Origin of the sequence: Legionella rubrilucens, from assembly GCF_001468125.1 — a bacterium.
GTDB lineage: Bacteria > Pseudomonadota > Gammaproteobacteria > Legionellales > Legionellaceae > Legionella_C > Legionella_C rubrilucens.
In genome coordinates this window covers 346,873-352,872 of the sequence record NZ_LNYT01000020.1, presented here as the reverse complement: position 1 = coordinate 352,872, position 6,000 = coordinate 346,873, and the positions used below count along the sequence as shown (strand labels likewise).

The window sequence follows — 6,000 nt, the reverse complement described above, 5'->3', positions numbered from 1 at the left end:
TGGCTTTAAAAACTTTGAAAATTATAGAACCAGAGTTAGAGTACTATGCTGTTGATTGAGTGCCCCCGTAATTGGGAAAGACCCAATAGAAATTGATGGTCGGGACGGTAGGATTTGAACCTACGACCACTAGCACCCCATGCTAGTGACAACCAATTTCATTTAATTTCAAACAAATTCAATTATAACCATAACATCCTTTTAAATAAAGGATTATTTGCATTTCAATATTTCAAATGATATAAATTGATTTCATACAAGCAAACAAAAAAGTGTAGCCAGAAGTGTAGCCAATTTCTGATATCCTAATAAGAGCATAATTATGGAAAAGTTTACTCATAACAAAATTGCAAATTTAAGTGCCGAAAAAAATCGTTACCATATTACTGAGGGTAATGGCTTTTGTTTAAGGGTTTCTCCTAAAGGTACGAAAACCTGGTTCTACCGTTATAAATTTGGCGGTAAAGAGAAATGGCTCACTATTGGTAATTTCCCAGTAATGGGTGTTGCTGAAGCTAGAAAAGCCTTTAATGATTTATGGGAGATAAGGCAGTCTGACCAAGACCCAGAAGACATTATCCAAAAAAAATTGCTCCAAAAAAATAATAATGTGAAAACGTTAATTTCTGATTGGTACAACAATTATATTGTTAAACACCGTAAGCAACCTCAACAGATTAAACAACAAATTGATGCTGACATTATCCCTCTATTAGGAACATTAGAAATTGAAAAAATACAGCCTCGAGACATAGCAAAGGCCTTGGATAATATAGTTCAAAGAGGCTCCCCTGTTCACGCCAATAAAGTGCTTAGTACCTTGAAACAAGTATTTAATTACGCGGTAAGTCGAGGAGAAATTACAATTAATCCAGCCATAAATATTCGAGCAAGAGACATAGGTGGAGTAGAAAAACCTCGTGATCGCAATCTCGATCTTGATGAAATAAAAAAAATATGGCTATTTTTGGATAGTGATAATCACTCGATGTCAATTCAGATTAAAAACGCCATTAAAATCATATTATTAACTGGTGCAAGGACTGGTGAACTAAGACTAGCAAAATGGTCTGAATTTAATTTCGAGAAATCTCTTTGGATTATTCCTCCCGAGAATAATAAAATCGGACTTAGCATGAAGATTCATCTGAGCGAGCTTACTAAAAAACTTCTGTTGGAAATAAAAGAAATCAGCTTATCTAATTTTGTTTTAGCTGGGGTCGATGATGATTCCCCACTAGGCGATAAATCGATATCTAAAGCTATTCAACGCATACAAAAACGAGTAGGTATCCCACAATGGACTGCCCATGATCTCAGACGCACTTTTGCCACTCAGCTTGGAGAAACATTGCGAATCGACCCAGTAGTTATAGAAAAATGTCTTGGACATAAAATGCCTAAGATCATGGCGACTTATAACAAAGACGAAATGCTGTACCAGCGCAAAGAGGCTTTAGATAAATGGAGTAGCCTGATAGAAGAACTAACAATAAACAAATTTGAATTTGTGCAACTATAGTGGTACAATTATAATGAATAGAGATATTGAATATATTGCCTATCAAGGCGAAAAGTTTACGATTGAATGGTACTTTGACGAAAAGAAGCATAGCCAATCTCAAGAATATTATTATTCTTTGAATAAAGACGAACGCATTCAGTTGTTGAAGCTATTAAAGAGAATGGGCGATGCCGGTATCATTCACGATAAAACCAAGTTTAGACATGAAGGAGACAAAATTTATGCCTTCAAACCTAAGCCAGATAGATTTTTATGTTTCTTTTTTGAAGACAGAAAAATAATTTTAACTAATGCCTTTAGGAAGAAGCAGGATAAGTTACCTTTAACCGAAAAGGAAAAAGCCTTAAAGGTTATGGATCAATATACCAGTAGAGTAAAAACAGGTGATTATTATGACTAAGAAACATTTATCTACTTTTGAACGAGAAATGCAGGACCCTCTTTTTCGTGAACAATTTGAAAAAGAATATGATGAGTTTCTATTATCTGAAATCATCAAAGCACTCATGAAGAATGGCAAAATGACCGTGAGAAAACTGGCCGAAAAAGCAGGGCTTTCTCCAACTGTAATTCAAAAAATTCGCTCCGGTGAGCAAGAAGATGTAAAGCTTAGTAACTTCCTCAACATCTCTCACACTTGCGGTTTTAAAGTCATTTTAGAAAAAGGGGATGATAAGTATTACTTATAAACCTTTAGAAATTAATCATTGTCTAAAGCAGTCATTGACCACTTCAGGCAATGAAAATGGATTTATCTGACATATTGATTAATCCAGTTATCAATCACGTCTTTATGCCAGGCTAAAGTTCTGCCATGTAATTTTACTGGCTTGGGAAATTTCCCTTCACTCCACCAACGGCGTAAAGTCAATCGGTCCTTTCCGATAATGACTTCTACGTCATTGATAAACAGAATCTGTTGTGTAAATAGATCATTAACTGGTTGCATCATTGATTCTCCAAATCCCTCTGTTATTTAAGTTGTAAACGAGCCTTCCATTCACCCTTGTGTTCCATATCAATGACTGTGATAAACAGCTTCAGCAAATTCAATTCAACCTTACTTTCTTTAGGTAAACGATTGTGCTGGTAGATTAACTGCAAATGAGCAATTGGGGAGTTTGATAAATTAGCGATTCGTTGTAGAGAATAATTGGTTGAATCCAGTAGATACTGAATAATACCCTTATAGATGGTGATCTTTTGATCGTAAAACATGCGATATACTCCTGTAAAACATGTGTAATAAAGTCCAAATCGCGCAAAATGAACATTAAGTATCATTTATCGAAACTAATATTAAAACGATATTAAAATAATTATCAATATGTATTTTTAAGAAATTTAAATTAAGATACGATATGATATTGAATGATACCGTTTTATATGATAATTTTTTTACGACGTTCGATTAAAAGGATAATTTTATGAGTAAGGGACCCTATCAATCGTTTGCAAATCGCTTGATCCATACCCTCAAAGATAAAGGACATACTGCATCTCGTTCACCTAATGGGATCTGTATTAAAGCCCTAGCAGAATTTACAGGTGCATCAGAACAAATCTGCCGTCGCTATATAAGAGGTGATGCTCTACCTGATTATGAGAAAGTTAAACAATTAGCTCATCATCTTCATGTAAACCCAGGCTGGCTATTATTTGGTGAGGAAGGACATGCAGCTCCTAAGAAAAATGAAGTCGATGAAACACTACTTCATTACATCTTGAAGCAAAGCCATCATTTATACCCTGTTTCTCATGGAAGTAATGACGATTACGCCGATTTTGTGTTAGGATTAATCAAAGAAGTACGTGCAATTGACACATCGGAAAATAATTTACTAAAAATCATTGACTTGGCCATTGGTTCCATTTCTTCCTACGAAGAACAAAGAAAAAAGCACAGTCATGCCGTTTAAGAAGTTTGTAGATATGGATGTAACAGCTGTTGAAGTAAGGCTTCACCCTAAAGCAAAAGATTTTCTCTTTGAACATTATATCACCATGCGAAAAGTGTTCTCTGACGTACTCGGGCAAGTAGAAACAGACTATGCTTCCATTGCCCTCATCAATCAAGCAGGACAGATCTTTTTCATGTCCTCCAACCCAGCTATAGAGCAAAATTTAATTGAGAAAAGTCTCTGGCTATTTGATGGTTGCTATCAACCAGAGTTCATCAGCCAGGATCAACCGAAATTATGGAGCGAACTTCCTCATATAGGCTGTATAGAAGCAATTACAAAATACAAACAGATAGAACCTGGACTCATCACAGGTATTTCCATCCCCACTGAATATGATTCTCATAGAGCAATCTTTTCATTTGGATTAAAACGAATAAATCCCTATATCCAAAACAAAAGCTCCATTCATTGCGAAAAACTGTTAGCCATGGGCAAGTTTGCGTTAAGGCAAATTCAAGAGTATTTAACTTTACCAGACAAACAGTCCTGCATGAAGACTAAGCCCAAACTCACATTAATCATCAACAATCAGGTGAACTATGAACACACTCCTGGATAAAAACGATCCTATTTTAAGACAAACCGCTGAGCCAATTAAAGAATCAGAATTTGGTAGCAGTTGGTTAAAAGAGCTGATTAAGACTATGTTCGGCATTATGGCTGACAAAGGTGCCGTAGGGGTAGCTGCTCCCCAAATTGGCATCAGCAAACGAGTTATTGTATTTGGTACTAATTATACCAAACGGAGAAAACCAGAATACCCGATCCCCGATACTGCATTAATTAATCCTGCATTAAAAATCCTGTCCCAAGAAATTCAAACTGGCTACGAGGGATGCCTTAATTGCGGTGAATTAATGGGAGAGGTTCCAAGAGCCATGGAAATTGAATATTCAGGCTTTGACATAGATGGAAATAGAATTACCAAAAAAGCTTCCGGCTTGGAAGCCCGTATTCTTCAGCATGAAATTGATCACCTGAATGGATTTTTATTTTTAGACCGAGTAGAAGATCAGGACTCACTAACCACTCTATCGGCAATGCAAAGTAAAGGATAATCCTATGAAGCATCAAACCCGAATCATACTGGCAGGCACACTAGGCAATTTAATAGAATCTTTTGATATGGCCATTTGCGGCCTACTCTCAGTCTACATTGCCAAATACCTAATTGGTGATGCTTCAAAGGGTTTATTTCTAGTATTTCTTACTTTCTTTGCTGGATATCTAGCCAGACCTATTGGGGCTATGATAATGGGCTTATTATCCGATATCTATGGCAGAAAAATTATCCTTGCAGCGTCCATCTTAACGATGGGCGTGTCAACAACCCTTATCGGGTTTATCCCCCCACACAGCACCATAGGTACTTTTTCTGTTATAACCTTATTAGTGTTAAGAGTTATTCAGAGCTTCTCCTGTGGTGCAGAATATCTAAATTCTTCAGCTTATCTGGTTGAAAATGCAGAAGCCTCCAAAAAAGGCTACTCGGGCAGCTGGGCTTCGTTTGGTGCCATGTCAGGAATGCTCGTAGCATCATTGGTAGCATTATTAGTTACTTATTTTACCAATCACTATCCTGAACACGATTGGCTAGTCTGGCGTGTACCTTTTGTCCTTGCACTACTAGGTTCTTCCATTGGCTTGTATATCCGGTTGTGTATTCCTGAGAGTATGGAGTACATCATGTACTATGCAGACAGGCCAAAACCTAAATTTAAGAGTCTACTTTCAGAATCAGTCAACTACATCAAGGACAATAAAATTCAATCTCTTTATGTATTTGTTTTAAGTTGCCTAGGAGTAACAACGACTTTCCAGATTTACATTTATGGTCCTATGCAAGCCCATTTATATAGTCATTTTCAGGATCATGAAATTATCCTATCAAATATACTTTCATTAATTGTTTTATTAGCTGTATTTCCTTTAGTTGGAAAACTATCTGATAAAATCAATCGAGAAAAAATTGTGATCTTTGCTAGTGTTGGTTTATTGATTCTTTCCCAGCCATTTTTTTATGTTTTATCGCACCATGATATTTATGAGCTCTTATTAGGACAAGCATTAATTGCAATTCCTGCTGGAGCTTATTATGCAACAGTACCGGTGATGTTAGCTGAAATGTTTCCGATTAAGTTACGATGCACTGTTTTATCAATTTTATATTCAACTGCTGCAAGTTTATCAGCTGGACTTGCTCCGTTAGTTTCTTTAATACTGGTTAAAAAAACAGGTATTGCATCATCGCCTTCTATATTAGTATTTACTTTGGTGGCTAGTGCTTTTATTACTATGTATGTGAAGCATTCTAATAATAGACAAAAATACTCTCAGTTACCTGCATAAAATAGTTTAACGATTACATATGCTAAATTTGCACACTCCCCCCATTATTTTTTATATTGGTACATTCATTGGTTAAAGCTGACAAAACCTATTATATTATTCAATCATCGCTTGGGTGGTGATATGAGCATGTTATAGATAAAATATACCCAAAATTAAGAG

At 36.0% G+C, this 6,000-nt stretch carries 9 protein-coding genes; 7 read left to right on the top strand and 2 right to left on the bottom strand.

All coding sequences use genetic code 11. From position 1 onward, the window contains the following. The first annotated feature begins 322 nt into the window (after nt 1-322). Genes Lrub_RS09380 through Lrub_RS09370 form a run of 3 tightly spaced genes read left to right on the top strand, consistent with a single transcriptional unit; the run spans nt 323 to nt 2,214 of the window. Complete coding sequence (locus tag Lrub_RS09380) at nt 323-1,522, top strand: tyrosine-type recombinase/integrase (RefSeq protein WP_010652890.1); 1,200 nt, start codon at nt 323-325, stop codon at nt 1,520-1,522. Nucleotides 1,523-1,535: 13 nt separating this feature from the next. Then, entirely contained in the window at nt 1,536-1,925 is a 390-nt protein-coding gene (locus Lrub_RS09375) for a type II toxin-antitoxin system RelE/ParE family toxin (RefSeq protein WP_010652889.1), read from the top strand. Continuing rightward, nucleotides 1,918-2,214, top strand: coding sequence for an AsnC family protein (locus Lrub_RS09370; RefSeq protein WP_010652888.1), 297 nt, complete (start codon nt 1,918-1,920; stop codon nt 2,212-2,214). Before Lrub_RS09375 ends, Lrub_RS09370 begins: the two co-directional genes overlap by 8 nt. A 62-nt stretch (nt 2,215-2,276) precedes the next feature. Here Lrub_RS09370 and Lrub_RS09365 read toward each other — a convergent pair whose 3' ends face one another. Then, nucleotides 2,277-2,474: a helix-turn-helix transcriptional regulator gene (locus tag Lrub_RS09365; protein ID WP_010652887.1), complete on the bottom strand. Its 198-nt coding sequence runs from the start codon at nt 2,472-2,474 to the stop codon at nt 2,277-2,279. A gap of 23 nt (nt 2,475-2,497) precedes the next feature. After that, nucleotides 2,498-2,743 carry a hypothetical protein gene (locus Lrub_RS09360; protein ID WP_010652886.1) on the bottom strand — a complete coding sequence of 82 codons (246 nt, stop codon included), beginning with the start codon at nt 2,741-2,743 and terminating at the stop codon, nt 2,498-2,500. A gap of 209 nt (nt 2,744-2,952) precedes the next feature. On the opposite strand from Lrub_RS09360, the gene Lrub_RS09355 reads away from it, so the two are divergent. From Lrub_RS09355 to Lrub_RS09340, 4 genes are read left to right on the top strand one after another with little or no spacing between them, the layout of a single operon-like run. Next, nucleotides 2,953-3,444 (top strand): helix-turn-helix domain-containing protein, encoded by a 492-nt coding sequence (locus tag Lrub_RS09355; protein WP_010652885.1) that lies wholly within the window; start codon nt 2,953-2,955, stop codon nt 3,442-3,444. Further along, nucleotides 3,434-4,048, top strand: a complete 615-nt coding sequence (locus Lrub_RS09350) for a hypothetical protein (RefSeq protein ID WP_028389628.1) — start codon at nt 3,434-3,436, stop codon at nt 4,046-4,048. The genes Lrub_RS09355 and Lrub_RS09350 overlap by 11 nt, the downstream gene beginning before the upstream one ends. Then, nucleotides 4,029-4,547, top strand: coding sequence for a peptide deformylase (gene def, locus Lrub_RS09345; RefSeq protein ID WP_010652883.1), 519 nt, complete (start codon nt 4,029-4,031; stop codon nt 4,545-4,547). The genes Lrub_RS09350 and def overlap by 20 nt, the downstream gene beginning before the upstream one ends. Nucleotides 4,548-4,551: 4 nt before the next feature. Then, nucleotides 4,552-5,838 carry an MFS transporter gene (locus Lrub_RS09340; protein WP_010652882.1) on the top strand — a complete coding sequence of 429 codons (1,287 nt, stop codon included), beginning with the start codon at nt 4,552-4,554 and terminating at the stop codon, nt 5,836-5,838. Nucleotides 5,839-6,000 lie beyond the last annotated feature (162 nt).